This window comes from Limisphaerales bacterium, assembly GCA_014382585.1.
Classification (GTDB): Bacteria; Verrucomicrobiota; Verrucomicrobiia; order Limisphaerales; family UBA1100; genus JACNJL01.
Genome location: JACNJL010000067.1, coordinates 1 through 18,914, shown reverse-complemented (window position 1 = coordinate 18,914; position 18,914 = coordinate 1). Strand labels below are relative to the sequence as shown.

The window sequence follows — 18,914 nt, the reverse complement described above, 5'->3', positions numbered from 1 at the left end:
ATCAGTCGACTTTCAAGTCAGCGCTTTGCCGCGGTCTTTTGATCTTCGCGAATGATTTCAATGGATTGAATCACCGTGGATGCCGGATGGCCCGCTACCAACTGCACGCGACCCACTTCAATGTCGTCAGTACTTTTTTCATCGCGGCGGACAACCAACACATTTGCGCCCTTTTTCAAAACGCCTTTCGGCACCGGTACACGCACCACCTGCTCAGCAGCATCCCTCCGCAAACGCCCAATCTCGCGGCCGTTTAGCACAACCCACCAACCGTTGTTGACGTCCCGCTGTGAAATGGCCAGCGAGTAAGTTTCGTCAGCGCCCTTGAATTCAAACGGCATCGTCAATACAAACCCCTCCGGCTTGGGCGAGGATTCCTTCCAGGCCGCCACCACGTTATCGCCGAGATGATGCAGCTTTGAATGCACGTCAATCGCCGCCGCACCTTTCAATCCCGGCGGAGTCAACTCCACCAATAAATTTTCCGTGACCTCCACACCTTTAATTTCACGCACCACCGCCGTTCCCATCGCAGCGGCCTTGGCGACATCGAAATTTTGCAAAACTGTTTTGCCTTGGAGTCTGACATCGAAAACGCGACTTCCCACGGCATCGTTGGGCAAGGGTGTGAAACCCAGACGAACGGTGTATTTAGCTTTCGCGTCTTTTTCCAAAAGCGGCACACTCAATCTTGTCACGCCCTTCAAGCCGCTGGTGAACACCCACGGCTTATCGGTGCCCGCAAAGGTCACGCCGCGCCAATCGCGTTGAACGACTTCAATGTTGCCCGTTTCGGCAAGGTTAAACTTGATGCCGTAGTTGGCGAAAGAGCCCTGACCATTGACTGTGCTTGGACGCGGATAGCCGAACCACACCGTGCCTTCGCGATCGCGCATATCGCCGGGTGCGCCGAAATTGATGGCCAAATGGCTCACCGGTTTGGTCGCCTCTTGAGAAATAAATACCGCCCATTCTGCGTGGCCTTTCTGCGGTTTATTTTTCAGCACCACCGTGGTGCGCAACGAGTAACTACAGGTACAGCCCGCGCTGGCTTCCTGCATACTGAGCAGGCCGTTGGCAGGAATCATGCTGTTCCAGCAGCCGGGCCGAATGCCACCGAAGAGTTGCAACCCAGTGTCCTCTTTAGTGTTTACAATCGCGCCACTGAAGGAACGGAAAAAAATGTTATTCGGCGTAGCGGTCACAATGCCGCAGCTATGACCGGGGCGCAGGAATTCCCAGTTCACCGATTCGCCGGTGATGGGGTGTTTGCGTTTTTGGATTTCGCCGGTCGCCAAGTCGCACCGGAGCGGCTCGATGTAAATTGTGTTGCCAACAATCGCCGGCCGGCGTCGGTAATTCAGCGGCTTACTCCAAAGCAAACTGCCTCCCCCGCCATCAATCACCGTGATGCGCCGCCAGTTCAACTGGCCTTTCGAAAACGGTCTCTCGTCGTGATTGCTGTAATGGGCGAACGCCAGCAACTTACCGGATTGATATGCCAGCCCGAGCTTGGTGCCGCCGCTTCCGGTGAGGTCATACGGACGGCTCCACAACGCGCCGCCGGTTTTGACATCGAGACACATCACGCGGCGATAATCGCGATCCTTCTCCAACATTTTTTCCTCGCGCGCGACGACAAAAGTCCCACTGCTAATATTCGCCTCCGTGGTTGCTTTCGCCTGTGCGTCCTCGCGGGCATTGAGATCGTCTTTCAAAAAATAGATTCGATTGTCACCGATCACCACAGAAATATTCGGAATGGCTTTGCCCTCATGCTCCCATAGTTTTTTGCCGGTGGTGATGTCATACGCAAACACTTTTTCGCTGGTCATAATCGTATCGCTCACCGGTGAGGGATTGTGGTCAGGCAACCAATTTGGAGGGTTTTCATTCATGGGATGCCAGTGCCAACCCGCGCGCTTGAAGTAGGCAAACGCACGGGCATCGGGAGAGACATAACTAGCCGTTAATTTTTCGTAACTGCTCCTCCGCTTTTGCAACGTGTCCAGCGCGCGCTTTGGCACATCAGCCTTCGGCACCCATTTGTCATCTTTCACGAGTGAATTCCACAGATAACCATATTCGTTATCCAATGGTGTAGCACCCGTGCCAATGAGGATATTGCCGTGCACTGCGATGTAACCCCAACGCAACGCCTTGCCGCCTTCCTTGCGCGGCACAGGAAATTCGCGAATTGTTTTGCCGGTTTGCCCATCGAGCTGCAGCACGCGGTTATACGCAGCCACAAAAAGCGCGTCATCCGTGGCCGTGATGTTCGAACCATCCACATCCACCTTCACACGTACTGCGCCATCGATGTTGCGTTTCCAAAGAAACGTGCCGTTGTACGCATCGTACGCCATCACCACTTCCGCCCCCTGCATAAAGAGTCGGCCGTTGATGGCCAACGGACTGGCCGCGCGTGCGTGGCGATCCACCATGTCTTCGCTCCCCGGCTCGCCATACCACAATACGCCAAGCGGGCCTTTCACCAATGTATCCGGCGTGGAGGAAGTGTTGGCGGGGTTTCCGTATAGCCCCGACCAGCTGCCCGCGCCATTGAGCTTGCCCCGCGTGAAATGAAGCCTTTCGTTAGTGAGCACCAAATCGGTCTTCGCCTGCGCGTTGGCTTTGAGACCGGCAGCGATTTTGTGCACACTCGCCAAGGGCCAATTCTTAACCGAGCCCAACACAAGTTGCCCGCCCGAAGGCCGCAGCACACGGGCCAATTCATCGACCGGCAAATCCAATTCTTCACCCAACATCGCACGCTCGGAAACAATGAGGTTGGCAAAGTAATCCGGCAAATCGCTGTACGGTGCGTCCCACACAACCACGCGACTCCCATTAAGGCCGGCTTTCATCAATCGCGTGCGAATCGCCTTCACGCGTTTTGCATCGTGCTCCACCACCACAATATTGAGCGCCGTTTGCCCTGCCAAATATTCCGCCACGCTGCCATCGCGCGCACCGGCCACAAGACACCAACCGCGATCCACTTTTGCCAAATCCAATGCCGATTTAGTGGCGGCTTTTATTTTGGCAGAAACATTTCCGGCAGTGGATAATGCTTTGATCACACGCTCGCCAGCCGCCACCGCGCGCGGAGAGAGACAATGAATCGCCCCATTGTCGGTACTGACGAACAAGCGATCATCCGCAATCGCAAGACTGATTGCGTGACCTTTGATGGCATGATCCATCACAAGCCTGCCCGTAGCCGTTTCAATCGAAATCACGAAGCCCTTGCCAGCTGCGAAGAGCGTGCCGCCCGCAAGCGCCATCGGGCCGAGACCTTCGCGGGGGGTGTCCCATTTCACACGCGCGGCATTGAGCGCGGCCTTTTCTTTGGCGATGGCGGTGAGGCGCGCGGTGGCTTTAGCGAGGTCAGCCGTGAGTTTTTTCAATTCCTCCGGTTTATCGGCCGCCGCTTTGTGGCGTTTGCGAATGGCAGTGATCGTTTTGGCAAGCGCGCCGGATTCCTTGTCCAGCGCGGGCACGTCGGAATTTGCTTTGCGATTGGCGGCGCGGTCGATGGCGTATATAGCCTTTTGCGTGGCGATATACGCGATGTCTTTGGTGAGCACCATATCAATGGAGGGATACCGCGAAAATTGGTCGCCACGACTACGACCGCTCTCGGCATCAAATTCGACTTTGGTGTCGGTGCCCTGATTGCCAATGCCGGCGTACAATTTATTGCCGTCCATCACGGCCCACGAACCCCCAATCTTGCCGCCGCCACTCAGAAAGCGTTTAAACTTGCCGGTGCGTTTATCGAATGCCGCGGGCATGCTACGACCGGCGGGCACGAACAGCGTGTCCTCCGAGGCCACGAGATATCCTTGGGGCGCCATACCGCCGTACTGCATCCCCCACGCTTGATCGCCGGCGGTGTCGTTCACCCAAATCGGTTTGCCGGTCTTGGTGTCGATGGCTTTGATATAAAGTCCCTCGTAAGGAAACACACCGGCAGCGGCATACAACACTCCGTTTTCCACCAACACACCGGTGCGCACCGGCCACACGGAAACCATTCGGCTGCGACCAATGATGCGTTCGCCGCTCGGGCCCATCCGATGCTTCCAAATCAGCGCGCCGTTCGCGACGTCGATGCAGTAGACATAGCCGTCGTCTGAACCAAGATAAATTCGCTCGCCGTCAATCATCGGCGCAAAGCGCACCGAGCCTTCGGTGGCGAAGCTCCATTTCACTTCGCCAGTACGCGTGTCGAGCGCGTGCACGTGATTATCCACGTTGTTTCCAAAAACCAAAGTGGTGCCGGTGATCACCGCGTGATACGCGCGGTCCGTATGCATCCGCGGCGCTTCCTCGCCCGGCAAAGGCCAAGCCGTGCGCGGCGAGTGCCGGGACTGAACCGTCCAATGCGGAAACAATTTGGCAGGAAGATTTGCAGTGGTCACCGCAGAGCGATGCCCATCCGCGCGATACGCCGGCCAATCATTCGCGGCAAGCGGGGAAGCCAAAAGGAAGAAACCAAGGAACTTGGGAAGCAGGGGAGCTTTCATAGCTTTAAGATTGCCGCGAAGGATCGGTTATTCAAGGGAAATGCGAAGACCGGGATTGCCCCAAAGGCTCCTATGTCATAGAATTTTAGCTTATGCGCACCTGCATCCTTATGGGGTTTTTGTGGATAGCAACGGCGATGGCTGGTGCCGAATCCAACCGGGCCACCCGCCATTGGGCATATCAAAAACCAGTACGCCCCGCCCTGCCACGGACGGATTCGAAATGGCCACGCAATGCGATTGATTTTTTTGTGCTTCGCCGATTGGAGACCAACAGGATTAAACCTTCACCCGCCGCTCCTCCAGAGCAATTACTGCGCCGCGTGCATTTGGATCTCATCGGTTTGCCGCCTTCGCCTGCGGTGTTGAATGCCTTTCTTGCCAACCCCAGCGATACAGCTTACGAAAAAATCGTCAATGCCCTTCTAAACTCTAAACACTACGGCGAACGCTGGGCACGGCCGTGGCTGGACCTCGCACGATACGCCGACAGCAACGGCTTCCAAGCCGACCAGCTCCGCGACAGTTGGGCCTATCGCGATTGGGTGATTGATGCGTTTAATTCAGGAATGCCATTCAATCAATTTGTCATCGAACAAATTGCCGGCGATTTACTACCAAAAGCCACCGCGGCGCAGCGAATCGCAACAGGCTTCCATCGTACGCCAACGTGCAACGTCGAGGCGGGGGTACACCCGGAAGAAAACCGCTTCAATCAGGTCGTCGATCGCGTGAACACAACAGGCACCGTTTTCCTTGGCACGACCCTCGAATGCGCACAATGCCACGATCACAAATACGACCCTTTCTCGATGAAGGATTATTATTCGCTGTTTTCGTTTTTCAACAACACCCCGCTGGAGGTGAAGCAACTGGGCAATGGGGTGACGTGGGATTTTTATGGGCCGACGATGGAACTTCCGATTAAGGCAACGACGGCAACCCAACTTCAAAAGCTGAACACCCAAAGGGAAGCCTTGAAAAAGAAAGTGGATGGTTTACGGAAAGGCTTGGCTGATGAACCAAACCCGCCAAAGAACATCGCCGCCATTCTTCGCAAAGCAAACTGGTCCAAAAAAGAAAAGACGACGCTGGAAAATCATTTCAAAGTCAAATATCCAATCTTAAACCAAGAGGAGCTGAAACTGTTGGCGCTCGACAAGCAAATCAACGCCCTCAAGCCACACACCACGCTGGTGATGGTGGAGCAGGCCAAGCCGCGCGAAACGCACGTGATGCGGCGAGGCAATTATCTTTCCCCTGGTGATGTGGTGACCAGCGAAACTCCCACTGCGCTGCATGGCTTTAAAAAGAATTGGCCGCGCAACCGCCTCGGCCTCGCGCGTTGGCTCGTTGATGCGGATAATCCGTTGGTTGCGCGCGTAACGGTGAATCGTTGGTGGGCAAAATTGATGGGGCGCGGCCTCGTGGCGACGCAGGAGGATTTCGGCACACAATCTGTTCCACCGACGCATCCGGATTTACTCGACTGGCTGGCAGTGGAATTCGTCGAGCGCGGCTGGTCGATGAAACACATTCACAAACAAATTGTGATGAGCGCCATGTACCGGCAGTCTTCGCGGGTGACTCCGACGCTATTGGCGGCGGATGCGACTAATAAATTCTACGCCCGCGCACCGCGCCTTCGAATGAGCGCGGAGATGATCCGCGACAATGCCCTGGCCATCAGCGGATTGCTCAGCACAAAGATGCAAGGCCCGCCGATTTACCCGCCGCAACCAGGAAACATTTGGCGGCACGTTGGCCGCAACGGACCCAAATTCAACGTGGCCACCGATGAGAACCGTTTCCGCCGTGGCGTGTACGTCGTGTGGCGACGCGGCGCACCTTATGCAAGTTTTGTCAATTTCGATGCCCCCGACCGAGGCGCTTGCGTGGTGCAACGCCCACGCACCAACACCCCGCTCCAAGCGCTCACGTTGATGAATGACGAAGCATACGTCGAGATGACGCTAGCCTTCGCCGCTCGGGTTTTGAGCAACGAAAACCACGGGGCAGATGCGAAGATTGCGTTTGCTTTTCAGACCGCGCTTTCCCGTTCACCACATAAAACAGAATTGAATTTTGTGAAATCACTCCTAATGAAACGCAATCTGTATTTTGAGAAGAACCCAAAAGCAGCTGCCGCAATTGTCAACAGTATCAAGGGCTGGAATCCGCCAAATAATTTGGATAAGGGCAAACTGGCCGCATGGTTTTACGTCGCAAATATTTTACTGAATCTCGACGAAACAATTACCAAGCAGTGATGAACCCCCGCCAACAATTTTACCTCACCGAATCCCGTCGGGAATTCCTTAAGCACACGGGTGCGGGCATCGGAGCGATGGCGTTGGCTTCGGCCTTAAAGGGCGAAACCACCGCGCAACGCCCGCACCTCTCACCGCGCGCGAAGCACGTGATCTACATTCACCTCGTCGGCGCCCCGTCGCAGCTGGATCTATTCGACCACAAACCAGAATTGGTGAAACGCACCGGCCAAAAATGTCCGGATCACATGTTCAAAGGGAAACAGTTGGCCTTCATCCGGGAACATCCATTGCTGTTGGGCACCCGGTTCAAATTCAACCGGCACGGACAGTCGGGCCTCGAACTTTGCGAACACCTGCCTCAACTTGGCGGCGTTGCCGATGAACTTTGCCTGGTAAAATCTCTGAGAACCGAGCACTTCAACCACGCCCCGGCGCAGCTATTTCAGCACACAGGCTTCGGCCAATTCGGGCGGCCGGGCATCGGTTCTTGGGTGAGTTACGGGCTGGGCACAGAAAACCAGGATCTCCCCAGTTACGTGGTGATGATCACCGGCAGCGTGGCCGGCGGCGGCAACAGCCTGTGGGGCAGCGGGTTTTTACCGACGGTTCACCAAGGCATAGAATTTCGTAGCAGCGGCGATCCTGTTTTATTTTTGTCCAACCCCAAAGGCATCAACGGCAAAGACCGGCGCGAAATAGTCGACGGCATTAATTTTTTGAACAGACAATCACTGACGAAAGTTGGCGACCCGGAAATCGCCACGCGGATCGCGCAGTACGAACTGGCTTTCCGAATGCAGACAAGCGTGCCGGAACTGATGGACACCACCAAGGAATCGAAATCCACCCACGCACGCTACGGCACCGCGCCCGGCAAGCCGAGTTTCGCCAACAACTGCCTGCTCGCGCGGCGGTTGGTAGAACGCGGCGTACGCTTCATCCAACTCTTCGACCAAGGTTGGGATCACCACAGCGGTGTGTTCAATAACATCCCCAATAAAGCCAAACAACTTGACCGTCCTGTCGCCGCGCTCATCGCAGATTTAAAACAACGCGGATTACTCGATGATACCTTGATTGTACTTGGTGGCGAATTCGGCCGCACCCCTATGTTACAAGGCAAGAGCAATGCCGGCGCTGGGAAAAACGTGGGGCGCGATCATCATAAAGAAGGCTTCACCATGATGCTCGCCGGCGGAGGAGTAAAAGGCGGCACAAGTTATGGCGAAACAGATGAGCTAGGCTATCAGCCGGCACAAGACCCGGCGCATATCCATGATCTCAATGCCACTATCCTGCAGCTCTTGGGCCTAAACCACGAGCGGCTTACCTTCAAATATCAGGGCCGCGATTTCCGCCTTACTGACGTCCACGGACACGTGATTGACCGTATCCTGGCGTGAGCGAATTGAAGCGCTGAAAGCTTCGGTTCAGTCCAAAATTTTGCTGATTAAACGGCTGTACATTGAAACGGTTCACTCCCTGAGAACCACGCGGAACAAAACCCTGCCCGATTCCTTGGTTCCGGCCTGTAAATCCATTAAATTGTCGGGGCTGAATACCGCCCATGCCGGGACCGCCGCCACCCATACCCGGACCGCCACCACCCATACCGGGACCGCCGCCACCCATGCCGGGACCGCCGCCACCCATGCCAGGACCGCCGCCTTGCCCACCTCCGGGTTGACCGCCGCCTTGTCCGCCGCCTTGTCCGCCGCCGTTACCCTGACCGCCTCCATTACCATTGCCCTGCACGGTCATCGGAAAACCAAGCACCGCACTCGGGTTTAGCTTAAAAGTGCGCGTGAAGTAGCCCTGCTGACTAGCGGGTTTTTGCACAAACACAATTCCCTGATCGAGAATCACATATTGAATCGGATAATCAAAAGACATCGTTACGATGTCGAGCACCTGTTTAGCAGTCAGGTTGTGCAACGCTCCAGTGAGCCCCCTTACCTGTACCCTCTCCGGCATAAATGCTGCAGTAATGGCACCACCGCCACCACCCGCTGCACCGCCGCCCCCCATTCCCGGCATCGCACCGCCGCCAGCCATTCCGCCAGCCATTCCGCCAGCCATTCCGCCAGCCATTCCGCCACCACCGGGCAAACCGGCTCCACCGCCGGGCAAACCGGCTCCACCACCAGGTAAGCCGGCTCCACCGCCGGGCAAACCTCCTGCAGAGGGAGCCCCCGCCGCACCGCCACCCACAGGCAAGCCCGTGGTGGGATCAACTTGAGGAGAACCCGCACCTCCGCCTCCAATGCCACCTCCACCGGCACCAGTGGGCAAACCCGTTAACGGATCCACGCCGCCTGCGCCACCGCCTGCGGCACCGCCCGCAGCTCCACCTGCAGCACCACCGCCGCCGCCTTGGTTATTGGGGGAACCCGGTGTTAAATAGGGGTTGATAATTATATTAACGCCAACCCCATCGGGGTCGTTAGCCTTGATGAGTGAGTTGAGCACCTGAACGATATCAGTCATGTTGAAATTATCCACATTGTCCAAACGCGGAATTATGATATTGCGCAGTTTCTGGGCAATCTGTTTCCGATTGCGCCCACGCATCATCACATTGCGCGTCGCAATGGGATCAGGCACGCCGTTGTAATGAGGCTTCGCCATGAAACCGGATTGCAACAACACCTGAAGCGCCTGACTGGGCGACATATTCATTGGCTGCAAGCCCCCGCCTTGAGTAGGCAACCCTCCGCCGGGGCTCGGCACATTCGAAGGTGGCAACGCACCGGGAACCGCGGCTTGCGCGCTGGACATTGCGAGAACGAACCCTATGAATACCTGTGGCAGTTTCTTCATCATACTTAAAAGTAGCACGTTTCGTACCATCGCGCTGGTTTTTTAACCTTTTTTCGCGGTGCTCAAGGCACAATTAATTTGACGGAATTGGGCTGAAAAGTCTAAAGAAAAGAACGCAATGAGTGATTATTTATTCACAAAAACCGCTGATTTCCGGATTTTTTGCTTTGTAATCGTATTTTTGCCTGCCTCATCCAACGCAGCTCCCATTGATTTTGCAAAGGAAATCCAGCCCATTTTTGCCCAGCACTGCACTGAATGTCATGGGCCAGATAAGCAAAAGGCTGGTTTAAACCTCGCCGATTCAGCCGGTTTACTGGCCAAATTAAAGTCCGGCGAACACGCCGTGGTGCCGGGCAAGCCAAACCAAAGCGCTCTTATTTACCGCCTCACGACCACCAATGCAGACGAACAAATGCCGCCGACCGAAAAAGGCAAGCCACTGCCTCCAACGGACATTGCCAAGATCCGGCAGTGGATTATTGAAGGCGGACGATGGAGTCAGCATTGGGCTTATCGCCCACTGGACTCAAAACCGCCCGCAGTGAACGGCAAGACGCCCGCGCGCAACCAAATTGACTGGTTCATTTATGCAAAACTAAAAGCGGCCAGCGTTCCACGCTCCCCCGCTGCGGATCGCCCCACGCTCATTAAGCGACTCAGTTATGATTTACTCGGTCTGCCGCCAACACCGAAGGAAGTAAATGCTTTTGTGAATGACAAATCGGCCGATGCCTACAGCAAGTTGGTCGACCGTCTGCTGGCCTCGCCGCACTATGGCGAACGCTGGGGCCGCCATTGGTTGGACAAGGCGCGCTATGCCGACAGCGATGGTTTTGAAAAAGATCGGCCACGCATGAACGCATGGCGCTATCGTGACTGGGTCATCGACGCGATTAATTCAGATTTTCCATTTGACCAATTCACCATCGAACAACTCGCCGGCGATTTGCTCCCCAATGCCACCGACGCGCAAAAGCTCGCCACCGCATTTAATCGCCAAACTTTAACCAACACCGAAGGCGGCACGGACAAGGAACAATGGCGTGTCGCCGCGGTAATGGATCGCGTGGAAACGGTCGGGGCGGTTTGGCTGGGACTCACCGCCACCTGCGCGCGCTGCCACACGCACAAGTACGACCAATTCACACAGAAAGAATACTACCAGTTATTCGCGTACTTCAACAACGGCGATGAAACCAACACTGATGTTCCTCGCTCTAAAAGAGAATACGAATCGTGGCTCAAATCCAAGGCCGCGCATGACCAACGCATAGCATTATTGCAAAACAAGATTGCCGCGCGTGATGCAACGTTGAAAACGCAACTCCCAAAATTTGAACAACAATTGCGCGCAAAAATAGACGCCCGCGTTGCCGAACCGATTGCCTTTCACCCACTCAAACCCATCACCCAGAAAGGACCAAAGGACGTCCAATTCAAATCCCAAACGGATGGCTCCTTTTTGGTAACGGGGGCCAACCCGCCCAAAGCCAATTACACGCTGGAGTTTTCCACTGACACCCGGAAAATCACCGGCCTAAAAATTGAAGCGTTGCCCGATAAATCGCTGAACGCCAATGGCCCCGGCCGCACCGCTCACGGAAATTTTGTTTTGAATAATATAAGCGTGTACGCCACGGATGGCCCGACATTTGATGCCAAAAAACATCGCGTGAAACTTTCAGGCGCGAGGGCGGGTTTTGCACAGGACAAGTGGCCGGCCGGCAACGCCATTGATGGCAAAATCGGGGAAGGCAATAAAGGCACCGGCTGGGCGATCGGCCCGCAATTTGGCAAGCCGCACCATTTGATTCTCACAACTGCGAAGGCGATTCCCTTCAAAGGCACCACGAAAATTCAAGTCGTGCTCGAACAACAGTACGGCAGCCGGCACACGCTCGGCCGCTTCCGCATCACCGCGCGCACGGGACAATCGGCGGGCGATGGCATTCCGGCGGCAGTAGTCAAGACGCTGAACATCGAGCCCGGCAAGCGCACTCCCGCGCAGGCGGTGACTTTGTTGGATTATTTTCGAGATCAAGATGCCGAGGCACGCAAGCTGCAGGCGGAGTTGAAACAGCCCGCACCCAAATCGCCGCTGATGAGTGTGCGCGTGATTTCGCAGCGCACCAATTCCCCTCGCGCCACACACGTGATGCATCGAGGCGAATTCAAGCAGCCGCGCGATAAAGTTTCCCCCGACACCCTCTCCACGCTCCCCAAATCGAACAACCGCGCAGACGGTGATCGACTTGACCTCGCGCGCTGGCTGGTGAACGGCAAAAACCCACTCGTGCCGCGCGTCACGGCCAATCAAATCTGGGCCAACCTGTTTGGCGAAGGCATCGTGCGCACGCTAAATGACTTCGGCGTGCGCGGCGATGCGCCTACACATCCTGAACTGCTCGACTGGCTTGCGGCGGAGTTGGTGAAACGCAAGTGGAGCCGCAAGGCAATGATTCGGCTGATCGTCAATAGCGCCACCTACCGCCAGTCCTCAGCCCACCGTCCGGAAATGGTTGAGCGCGATCCCAGCAACTTACTGTTACACCGGCAAAACCGTTTCCGTGTGGAGGCGGAAATCATCCGCGACCTCAACCTCGCCGCAAGCGGGTTGTTCGCAAGCAAGATTGGCGGGCCCAGCGTTTTCCCTCCCCTGCCCTCCGGCGTGGCTTCGCTGAGTTATGCGAATAATTTCAAGTGGGCCACCAGCAAAGACGATGACCGCTATCGGCGGGGACTTTACACGTTTTTCAAACGCACCTCACCGCATCCGAACCTCATCACTTTTGATTGCCCCGACAGCAATGTCACCTGCGTGAAGCGCACCCGCTCCAACACCCCCCTCGCCGCACTGGCCACCTTAAATAACGCAGTGTTCGACGAAGCCGCCAAGGCGTTGGCCACGCGTTTATTGAAGGAGGAACCCACTGACGCGGGACGCATCTCGCTGGGTTTCAAAATATGCGTAGCACGCGATCCGACAGCCGATGAACACGCCGCGCTGACTAATCTCTTGAAACAAACCCGCGCCTACTACGCCACCCATTTAACTGAAGCCAAGATATTCAACGGCGACGCAGAGGCCAGTGCTTGGGCGGCCACCACGCGCGTACTGCTGAATCTGGACGAGTTCATCACGCGCGAGTAATTTCCAACAACGATGAAGAAACAAATAAACTTAGCAAGTACGCGACGGGATTTTCTGGCGACCTCGGCCTGCGGACTTGGGGGCGTGGCCTTGTCGTCGATGTTGCTGGAGGACGGATTGCTCGGGGCACAATTCGCTAACCCGATGGCACCCCGCACGCCTCATTTTGATGCGAAGGCAAAAGCGTGCATCAATATTTTTATGGCAGGCGCACCGTCGCATTTGGATCTGTTTGATCCGAAGCCGGTGCTCAACGAACGCCATGGACAAAAGCTGCCAAAGGAGATTTTGGACAAGGCACGATTTGCGTTTATCAAACCGGACACGGCCACGCTGCGCGGCAGCAAGCGCGTCTTCAAACCGCACGGCCAATGTGGTATGGAGTTGAGCGATTACCTTCCGCATTTGGGCACGGTGGCCGATGAGTTATTGCTGGTGCGTTCGATGCATTCGGAGGAGTTCAATCACCATCCCGGGCAACTGCTGATGCAATGCGGCGCGTCCCGGTTTGGGCTGCCAACGATGGGCTCGTGGATGACGTACGGCCTCGGAAGTGAATCAAACAACCTTCCCGGATACGTGGTGCTCACCGCCGGGCGCGGTTCCAGCGGCGGGGCCACACTTTGGCAGAGCGGCTTTCTGCCATCCACTTACGAAGGGGTACTGTTCCGCACACAAGGCGAACCGGTTTTGAATCTCGACAACCCAAAAGGGCTGCCACCGGAATTGCAACGGCTTGGCCTCAACGCATTGCGGCAGCTTAACCAAAGTCGGTTCGAAAAAATCCACGACCCCGAAATCGCCAGCCGCATCGCGAGTTACGAACTGGCCAGCCGAATGCAAACGGCCGCACCGGAATTGATCGATCTTTCCAGAGAAACCGCCGCCACCCAAAAAGCGTACGGACTAAATCGCGCCGAACCCAAAGGCGGCGGACGCGGGCAACTCGGCAACACCTATCAGGATTTCGCGCGCAACTGCCTGCTCGCGCGGCGGCTCGTAGAGCGAGGCGTCCGCTTTATCAACATCGTTTACGCCTCGTGGGATCATCACAGCAACCTCGATCCCGAATTGAAATACAACGCCGGCGCGGTGGACCAACCCATCGCCGCGCTCATCAAGGATCTCAAGCAACGCGGGATGCTCGACAGCACGATGGTGTCGTGGAGCGCGGAGTTTGGCCGCACACCACTGGGCGAAAACCGCAATGGCCGCACCGCCGGCACGGGGCGCGATCATCATCCCTTCTGTTTCTCAATGGCTATGGCCGGTGGCGGCCTCAAAGGCGGGCAGGTTTACGGTGCCACCGATGAGATCGGCTGGGCGATCACCGAAAACCCTGTGCACCCTAACGATCTTCACGCCACAATGCTCCACCAATTTGGCATCGACCACAAACGATTAACTTACCGATTCCAAGGCCGGGATTACCGCCTCACCGATGTCGCGGGCAAAGTCATTCCCCAGTGGTTGACGTAAGGGGACCAAAGAGTTTTACAAATGCCCATGCGTTGCGCACACTGCGCGTGTGATTGTCTTCCTCAACGGCCAGTTCCTCCGCGAGGAGGAGGCGAAGATTTCCGTCTTTGATCGCGGCTTTCTGTATGGCGATGGTATTTTTGAAACGCTCCGCGTGAACAATGGCAAACCATTCCTAATTGACCGCCACCTTGGTCGGCTCCAACACGGGATGGGCACGCTCCACATTGGCGAGCGTTATGATTTTGGTCAACTGCTTCAGCACGCCACAGCGTTAATTGCGAAAAATAATTCTATCAACGCTGTGTTGCGTATTCACATAACCCGCGGCGCAGGCAAACGCGGCTACTCGCCCTCGGGAAATTTTGAACCCACCGTATTGATGAGCCTGCACGAAGCGCCAACCATCAACCCCGACACGGTGCCCCCCCGCAAACTCATCACAGCCACGCAAGTGCTGAGCGATCACGACCCGATGTCCACCGTGAAGACCACCAACAAACTACCGCACATTCTCGCCACACGCGAAGCGGAAGTGGCAAACGCCGATGACGCGCTACTCACCAATCGCGAAGGCAACGTCACCGAGGCCACGAGCAGCAATTTATTTTGGATTAAGGACAGCGAAATTATCACGCCGCCGGTGCAGAGCGGTTGCCTCTCCGGCATCACGCGCGGGATGGTGCTCGAGCTGGCCGCTTCCATCGGGCTGCCCACGCATCAACTCAACGCCGTGCCGCGCGATTTGTATACGGCAGATGGCGTGTTTCTCACCAACAGCGTGAGCGAAATCCAGCCCGTCAATTCACTGGACGGCCACGATCTCGCCGTATCGCCACTCATCCACGAACTGCACCTCGCCTATCACGAGGTGATGGACGCCCAATAATTCAATGAGAGAAAAACTGAAACCGGTCTTTGATTTTGAGAACCTCACCGGCCTCGGCCCAGAACGGCGGGTGGAAGCCATGTCGATCGATGCGGTGATGGCGGCGCTGGATGGCGAAACTGCGCTGATCCAAAGCGCGGCGCTTTTGTGGCACGATCACTTGGATGAATCGCACCAATTTTCGCAGGATATTCCCAACGCCGACGGCAGTTTTCTGCACGGTATAATGCATCGCCGCGAGCCAGATTATTCGAATGCCAAATATTGGTTCAACCGCGTGGGGCCGCATCCTGCTTATCCTGAAATTTTGAAACGCGTAACGCCGTTGGTGGCAGAAACATCGCTTGAACATTTAGCAGGCACGGAATGGGACGCCGACGGAATGGTGGATGCGGTGTGTGGCGCGCGAACGGGCAGCGTGGAATATGCGATACTGCAACAAGTGCAGCGGGTGGAGTTTGAAGTTTTGCTGGAACGGTTTGGGACTTAGCTGACTTTTGATAAAAGCGCTCCAACTACACCCTCAATGGTGTGCGGGTTGGCTTCGATGGCGGGGGGCGTGCCGAGGGCTTTGAGGGTCTTGGTGGTTTCGGGGCCGATGCTGATGGGTTGCATTGAATGTTGCTTGAGCGTTTCTTTGAGGCCAAATCGAGCGTCAAAATTTTCGACGGTGGAGCTACTGGTAAAAGTGATCCAATTTGCGCCCTCTGCTTCTAATCTGGCGACAGCGCCGGTGCGGTCTTCGGTTTCGGGGACGGTTCTGTACACGGGAATGTCATCAACGATTGCGCCTAATTCTTCGAGTGCTTTGGGCAATTCAGGATTGGCGACTTCGGCGCGGAGGAGGCAGATGTTTTCGTTTTCGATGGTGAAATCTTCGCTGTCGGCAAACGCCCTGGCGACGCCGTCGGCAGTGTAATCTTCGGGCATCAAATCGATTTTCAAATGCAACGCCTTAAGCTTGGCAGCGGTGGCGGGGCCGATGGCGGCAATGCGGCAGCCTCCGAGATCGCGGAGGTCTTCAAAGCCGCGCAGGAAGTATTTAAAAAAATGATCCACGCCGTTGGGGCTGGTGAAGACCAACCATTGGTACGAACCCAAACCAAGAATGGCATCTCCGATGGGGGATTTGTCTGTGGGTTCTTCGATGCGGATGGTGGGGATTTCGAGCACGTCGGCGCCTAGTTCGCTGAGACGGCTGGCGAGTGCGCTGGCTTGTTGGCGGGTGCGGGTGACAACGACGCGTTGACCAAAGAGCGGGCGTTGCTCAAACCAATTCAACTCATCACGGAGTTTAACGACGCTGCCGATGATTGTCACGGCGGGGGATTTGAAGTTGGCTTGTTCAACGGCGTCGGCAATGGAATCGAGTTGGCCGGTGAGGGCTTGGTGGCGGCCGGTGGTGCCCCAACGGACGAGAGCCACGGGGGTGTCGGCGGCAAGGCCGTTTTTTTGCAATTGATCGGCGATGGTGCGCAGGCGTTCGACGCCCATTAGGACGATTTTTGTGCCGGGATTTGCGGCGAGGTTTTTCCAGTCGATGGCGCTTTCTCCGCCTTTCTCGGGGCGTTCGTGGCCGGTGATGACGGTGTAGCTGGAGCAATGATCGCGATGGGTGACGGGGATTCCAGCGTACGCGGGCGCGGCCACGGCGGAGGAAATGCCGGGGACGATTTCGAATGGAACGCCGGCGGCGGCAAGTTCCTGCGCTTCTTCGCCGCCGCGGCCAAAGACAAATGGATCGCCGCCTTTGAGGCGGACGACGGTTTTGCCTTGGTTGGCTTTTTCAACGAGGAGGGAGTTGAGTTCGTCCTGCGGGATGGCGTGGTCGGCGGAGCGTTTGCCGGCGAAGATGATCTCGGCTTCGGCGGGGGCGAGCTTGAGGAGCGCGGGATTGCACAGGGCATCGTAGGCGACGACTTGGGCGCGGGCGAGAAGCTCGGCACCGCGCACGGTGAGCAGTCCGGCATCGCCGGGGCCGGCGCCGACTAAATAAACTGTGGCGGGAGCTGTCATCGGGTGAGTTGTTTACGGGTTCGGAAGGGATGGGTCAAGGCTTGGGGGGTGTTGTGGATTTTTTTTTGTTTATGCAGCGATGGGCGGGCGGTAATGTCCGCGTTTGCCGGATGAATATTGTTTGTACATTTGAAGGAAGAACGCGATCGGTGAGTGTGCCGCATACGCTAGTGACGGTGGGGCGGAACAGCTCGAAGGGAACGCCGGAGCTGGATTTAACGCAGGACAAATCGGTGAGCCGCAAGCACGCGAAAATTTGGGAGGAGGAAGGGGAATATTGGATTGAGGATTTGGGGAGCCGTCTGGGGACGTGGGTGAATGGCCTGCGGCGGACGAAGATTAAGGTGAAGTTTGGGGATCGGATCAAGGTGGGAAAAACAATGCTGCAGTTGATGCCTTCGAATGTGGGGGAGTTGAGTCAGGAGTAGTCTCCAGGGGGTTCCAAAATGGGCACAAAAAAGACCGGAGTTTTGGGCTCCGGTTTTTTTGATTAAAGTAAGGCGGCTACCTACTCTCGCAGAACCTTTCGAACTGCTACCATCGGCAACGTGGTGTTTGACGGCCGAGTTCGGGATGGGATCGGGTCGGGCCACCACTTTATGGCCACCTATAAATTGTGTGCATCCGAGCACAAGCTCGGTTTATTGCATCCGAGCTTGTGCTCGGGGTGTTCTCTGAAAACCCTGCATGGATTTCCTGCCAGCAATATTGCCGGCTTATGTTGGTTGTTCTGTTTTTACGGGAACAAGTGTTTTTATCCCATTGGGATAAAGATAAGCGATCGAACATTAGTACCAGTCAGCTGAACACATTGCTGTGCTTACACCTCTGGCCTATCAACCTGGTAGTCTTCCAGGAGTCTCAAAGGAAACCTTATCTTGGGATGAGCTTGGCGCTTAGATGCTTTCAGCGCTTATCTCTTCCGTACATAGCTACGCAGCGCTGCCGTTGTCACGACAACTGCCACACCAGAAGTACGTCATTTCAGGTCCTCTCGTACTATGAAATGAACCCCTCAAGTTTCCTGCGCCCACGGTGGATAAGGACCGAACTGTCTCACGACGTTCTGAACCCAGCTCGCGTGCCACTTTAATCGGCGAACAGCCGAACCCTTGGGACCTTCTTCAGCCCCAGGATGTGACGAGCCGACATCGAGGTGCCAAACCGCGCCGTCGATATGAACTCTTGGGCGCGATAAGCCTGTTATCCCTAGCGTACCTTTTGTCCGTTGAGCGATGGCAATTCCATTTTCAACCATCGGATCATTTAGGCCTACTTTCGTACCTGCTCGACCTGTCGGTCTTACAGTCAAGCACTCTTCTACCTATACGCTCGATGTATGGTTGCTGACCATACTGAGAGTACCTTCGCGCTCCTCCGTTACTTTTTGGGAGGAAACCGCCCCAGTCAAACTGACCCGCAAGCACTGTCCCCCGTCTCGCTTCAGAGAAATCGGGGTTAGAATCCTAGAAATTAAAGGGTGGTATTTCACATTGTGACTCCACCGGTCCTGACGAACCGATTTCAACGTCTCCCACCTATACTACACATCAAAGTCCAGAACCCAATACCAGCTTACAGTAAAGGTGCATAGGGTCTTTCCGTCCTACCGCGGGTAGGCGGCATCTTCACCGCCATTACAACTTCGCCGAGATCCTCTCTGAGACAGCAGTCCGGTCGTTACACGATTCGTGCAGGTCGGAACTTACCCGACAAGGAATTTCGCTACCTTAGGACCGTTATAGTTACGG

Annotated in this window: 10 protein-coding genes and 2 rRNA genes; 7 read left to right on the top strand and 5 right to left on the bottom strand. The window is 55.9% G+C overall.

The features are described 5' to 3' along the window. Positions 1 to 17 precede the first annotated feature (17 nt). A complete protein-coding gene (locus H8E27_15600) occupies positions 18 to 4,532 on the bottom strand; it encodes a PQQ-binding-like beta-propeller repeat protein (GenBank protein MBC8327042.1) in 4,515 nt (1,504 codons plus the stop codon). 137 nt (positions 4,533 to 4,669) lie between these two features. On the opposite strand from H8E27_15600, the gene H8E27_15595 reads away from it, so the two are divergent. Next, positions 4,670 to 6,802 carry a DUF1553 domain-containing protein gene (locus tag H8E27_15595; GenBank protein MBC8327041.1) on the top strand — a complete coding sequence of 711 codons (2,133 nt, stop codon included), beginning with the start codon at positions 4,670 to 4,672 and terminating at the stop codon, positions 6,800 to 6,802. After that, positions 6,802 to 8,208 (top strand): DUF1501 domain-containing protein, encoded by a 1,407-nt coding sequence (locus tag H8E27_15590; protein ID MBC8327040.1) that lies wholly within the window; start codon positions 6,802 to 6,804, stop codon positions 8,206 to 8,208. The genes H8E27_15595 and H8E27_15590 overlap by 1 nt, the downstream gene beginning before the upstream one ends. Here the strand turns inward: H8E27_15590 and H8E27_15585 are convergent. Continuing rightward, complete coding sequence (locus H8E27_15585; GenBank protein MBC8327039.1) at positions 8,165 to 9,628, bottom strand: hypothetical protein; 1,464 nt, start codon at positions 9,626 to 9,628, stop codon at positions 8,165 to 8,167. The genes H8E27_15590 and H8E27_15585 overlap by 44 nt on opposite strands. A gap of 115 nt (positions 9,629 to 9,743) precedes the next feature. Here H8E27_15585 and H8E27_15580 point away from each other — a divergent pair, with 115 nt between their 5' ends. Genes H8E27_15580 through H8E27_15565 form a run of 4 tightly spaced genes read left to right on the top strand, consistent with a single transcriptional unit; the run spans position 9,744 to position 15,637 of the window. Further along, entirely contained in the window at positions 9,744 to 12,779 is a 3,036-nt protein-coding gene (locus tag H8E27_15580; protein ID MBC8327038.1) for a PSD1 domain-containing protein, read from the top strand. A 12-nt stretch (positions 12,780 to 12,791) separates the two neighbouring features. After that, positions 12,792 to 14,258 (top strand): DUF1501 domain-containing protein, encoded by a 1,467-nt coding sequence (locus H8E27_15575; GenBank protein MBC8327037.1) that lies wholly within the window; start codon positions 12,792 to 12,794, stop codon positions 14,256 to 14,258. Between the two features lie 49 nt (positions 14,259 to 14,307). Then, on the top strand, positions 14,308 to 15,147 hold the full coding sequence (gene pabC / locus H8E27_15570; GenBank protein MBC8327036.1) for an aminodeoxychorismate lyase: 840 nt from the start codon (positions 14,308 to 14,310) through the stop codon (positions 15,145 to 15,147). Between the two features lie 4 nt (positions 15,148 to 15,151). After that, positions 15,152 to 15,637: a hypothetical protein gene (locus H8E27_15565; protein ID MBC8327035.1), complete on the top strand. Its 486-nt coding sequence runs from the start codon at positions 15,152 to 15,154 to the stop codon at positions 15,635 to 15,637. Here the strand turns inward: H8E27_15565 and cobA are convergent. After that, a complete protein-coding gene (gene cobA / locus H8E27_15560; protein ID MBC8327034.1) occupies positions 15,634 to 17,163 on the bottom strand; it encodes a uroporphyrinogen-III C-methyltransferase in 1,530 nt (509 codons plus the stop codon). The genes H8E27_15565 and cobA overlap by 4 nt on opposite strands. 149 nt (positions 17,164 to 17,312) lie before the next feature. Here cobA and H8E27_15555 point away from each other — a divergent pair, with 149 nt between their 5' ends. Continuing rightward, entirely contained in the window at positions 17,313 to 17,591 is a 279-nt protein-coding gene (locus H8E27_15555; GenBank protein MBC8327033.1) for an FHA domain-containing protein, read from the top strand. Positions 17,592 to 17,658: 67 nt separating this feature from the next. Here the strand turns inward: H8E27_15555 and rrf are convergent. Together rrf and H8E27_15545 are read right to left on the bottom strand one after the other, a co-directional pair. Then, positions 17,659 to 17,774: ribosomal RNA gene (gene rrf / locus H8E27_15550) — 5S ribosomal RNA — on the bottom strand. A 159-nt stretch (positions 17,775 to 17,933) separates the two neighbouring features. Next, positions 17,934 to 18,914 (bottom strand): 23S ribosomal RNA (locus H8E27_15545); the annotation flags it as partial.

Bases quoted from the DNA above. Each gene is read 5' to 3' on its own strand.
- H8E27_15600 (MBC8327042.1), bottom strand. From the start codon at position 4,532: ATGAAAGCTCCCCTGCTTCCCAAGTTCCTTGGTTTCTTCCTTTTGGCT.
- H8E27_15595 (MBC8327041.1), top strand. From the start codon at position 4,670: ATGGCTGGTGCCGAATCCAACCGGGCCACCCGCCATTGGGCATATCAA.
- H8E27_15590 (MBC8327040.1), top strand. From the start codon at position 6,802: ATGAACCCCCGCCAACAATTTTACCTCACCGAATCCCGTCGGGAATTC.
- H8E27_15585 (MBC8327039.1), bottom strand. From the start codon at position 9,628: ATGATGAAGAAACTGCCACAGGTATTCATAGGGTTCGTTCTCGCAATG.
- H8E27_15580 (MBC8327038.1), top strand. From the start codon at position 9,744: ATGAGTGATTATTTATTCACAAAAACCGCTGATTTCCGGATTTTTTGC.
- H8E27_15575 (MBC8327037.1), top strand. From the start codon at position 12,792: ATGAAGAAACAAATAAACTTAGCAAGTACGCGACGGGATTTTCTGGCG.
- H8E27_15565 (MBC8327035.1), top strand. From the start codon at position 15,152: ATGAGAGAAAAACTGAAACCGGTCTTTGATTTTGAGAACCTCACCGGC.
- cobA (MBC8327034.1), bottom strand. From the start codon at position 17,163: ATGACAGCTCCCGCCACAGTTTATTTAGTCGGCGCCGGCCCCGGCGAT.